Source organism: Methylophaga sp. (assembly GCF_030651745.1).
On sequence record NZ_JAUSCC010000123.1, the window covers coordinates 1 to 2,738 of the forward strand.

At 44.6% G+C, this 2,738-nt stretch carries 3 protein-coding genes; all 3 read left to right on the plus strand.

Annotated elements, in window-relative coordinates:
• The first annotated feature begins 91 nt into the window (after positions 1–91).
• Positions 92–673 carry a superoxide dismutase [Fe] gene (gene sodB, locus Q7V21_RS14400; protein WP_304917941.1) on the plus strand — a complete coding sequence of 194 codons (582 nt, stop codon included), beginning with the start codon at positions 92–94 and terminating at the stop codon, positions 671–673.
• Between the two features lie 163 nt (positions 674–836).
• Positions 837–2,036 (plus strand): aspartate aminotransferase family protein, encoded by a 1,200-nt coding sequence (locus Q7V21_RS14405; protein WP_304917942.1) that lies wholly within the window; start codon positions 837–839, stop codon positions 2,034–2,036.
• A gap of 1 nt (position 2,037) precedes the next feature.
• The coding region (argF, locus tag Q7V21_RS14410; RefSeq protein WP_304917943.1) for an ornithine carbamoyltransferase at positions 2,038–2,738 on the plus strand (701 nt) is incomplete at its 3' end.

Below are 2,738 nucleotides of genomic sequence, written 5' to 3' on the forward strand. Positions count from 1 at the left end.
TTATCGCAGCTTGGTCAAAACTTGCTATAAGACATGCCCTCACTTAGACTAACGGGTTTACGTTGGTTATTTTCAATCAAGGAGATTTATTATGGCTTTTGAATTGCCACCACTTCCTTATGCAAAAGATGCTTTGGAACCGCACATCTCTGCAGAGACTCTTGAATACCATTATGGTAAGCATCACCAAACCTATGTAAATAACCTGAACAACCTGGTTCCTGGAACTGAGTTTGAAGGTCAATCACTTGAAGCCATTATCACTAAATCAAGTGGTGGTGTTTTCAACAATGCAGCTCAAGTGTGGAACCACACGTTTTACTGGAACTGCCTGACACCAAATGGCAAAGATGCTGTTTCTGGTGATCTGGCTGCTGCAATTGATGCCAAATTCGGTTCTTTTGCAGAATTCAAAGATCAATTCACTAAATCTGCCACCACAAACTTTGGTTCAGGTTGGACATGGTTGGTGAAAAATGCTGATGGCAGCATTGAAATTGTCAACACCAGCAATGCTGGCTGCCCTTTAACTGCCGGTCAAACACCGTTATTGACTTGTGATGTTTGGGAACATGCTTATTACATCGATTTCCGTAATGCTCGTCCAAAATACCTCGAGACATTCTGGACGCTGGTAAATTGGGATTTTGTTGCGGCAAATTTTGCAGCATAAATCATAGAATTAAGTCAGTGGTCTTATGACTGCTGACTGATTCGTTATATAATATACAGTTTTTGGAATATGGCAGTTTTCTTTTGAAACTGCCATTTTTCGTTTCAATCCAGCAGAAAATCTGCTGATATATCGCCTTGAAAAAGGCAGGGAGTTAAATTCCATGACCGAATCTGTCATGCCTACTTATGGACGTTTGGATATCACTTTTGCTAAAGGGGAAGGCGCGTGGCTGACTGATACCCGTGGCGAACGATATCTGGATGCATTAAGTGGTATTGCAGTTTGCAATATTGGACATTGCCACCCTGCAGTAACGCGTGCTATTTCTGAGCAAGCTGCAACTTTGGTGCATACCTCGAATGTTTATCATATTGAGAAGCAGCAATTATTAGCTGATAAGCTAACCCAGCTGTCTGGAATGGAGCAGGTATTTTTCTGCAATTCCGGCGCCGAAGCGAATGAAGCCGCAATTAAACTTGCCCGTAAATATGGGCATAGCAAAGGCATCGACAAACCCGTCATCATTGTTATGGAAGGCAGCTTTCATGGCCGGACAATGGCAACCCTAACCGCTACTGGTAATGCCAAGGTGCAAGCTGGTTTTGAGCCGTTAGTACCTGGTTTTGTACGTGTTCCATACAATGATTTTGATGCGATTCGCATGGCGGTCAGTCACTGGCCAGAAGCCGTTGCGATTTTAGTTGAACCAGTACAAGGTGAGGGCGGAATCAAGGTTCCTGACAGTGAATATTTGTCTGCTATCCGGGATTTATGTACACAACGTAAATTACTGATGATGCTGGATGAAGTGCAGACAGGCATTGGCCGGACCGGTAAGTGGTTTGCATTTCAGCATAAACAGGCTTTGGTGCCGGATGTAATGACGCTGGCGAAAGGCTTGGGAAATGGTATGCCAATTGGTGCATGTCTGGTCGCTGGCTTAGCCAAAGGTGTGTTGCAGGCCGGCAATCATGGCTCTACCTTTGGTGGTAACCCATTGGCTTGCAGTGCTGCATTAGCGGTATTGGATACCATAGAAAAAGAACAGCTGCTGGATCATGTAAACAGACTTGGCGAGCAGATGTATCAGCACTTTAAACAGCAACTGGGTCAAACCGAGGGTGTTAAGGAAATTCGGCATTTGGGTTTTATGTTTGGTATTGAATTAACCGTGCCTTGTGCTGATTTAGTCAAACTGGCGTTACAGGAGCATATTCTGATCAATGTGACGGCTGAAAAAGTTATTCGGTTATTACCGCCGTTGGTGATCAATGCTCAGGAAGCTGAATTAATTGTAAATAAGGTAAGTCAACTGGTTAAGACTTTCCTGGCTTCCCGGCCGATTGAGAGCGTAGCCTGATATGAGACATTTCCTCACGCTGAAAGACTTATCTCCCGCTGAATTGCATCAGCTGATTATTCGCGCCTCTGAATTGAAAGAAATGCATAAAGCGGGTGAAATCTACCAACCATTAAAAAACAAAGTGCTGGCGATGATTTTTGAAAAGTCATCGACCCGTACCCGAGTCTCTTTTGAATCAGCCATGGTGCAGTTTGGCGGTGGCTCAATCTTTTTATCGCCCGATGATACTCAATTGGGTCGAGGCGAACCGATTGAAGACTCGGCCAGAGTGATTTCCAGCATGGTCGATGCAGTGATGATCCGAACCTTTGAGCACAGTAAAGTCGAAACCTTTGCTAAATATTCATCGGTACCGGTTATCAATGCATTGACGGATGATTACCATCCTTGTCAGCTGTTAGCCGATATGCAGACCTATCAGGAACATCGTGGAGATATACGTGGCAAAACCGTGGCATGGATTGGTGATGGCAACAATATGTGTCATTCCTATATCAATGCGGCGCAACAATTTGGTTTTACCTTAAACATTGCGACACCGGTTGGGTATGAACCAAAGGCTTCTATCGTCAAGGCGGTTGATGCGCCAATTCATCTGTTTAATGATGCGATGCAGGCTGCAGAGCTTGCTGATTTAGTGGTTACTGATGTCTGGGCCAGTATGGGCCAGGAAGAAGAGCAACGTAAGCGTGAAGCTGC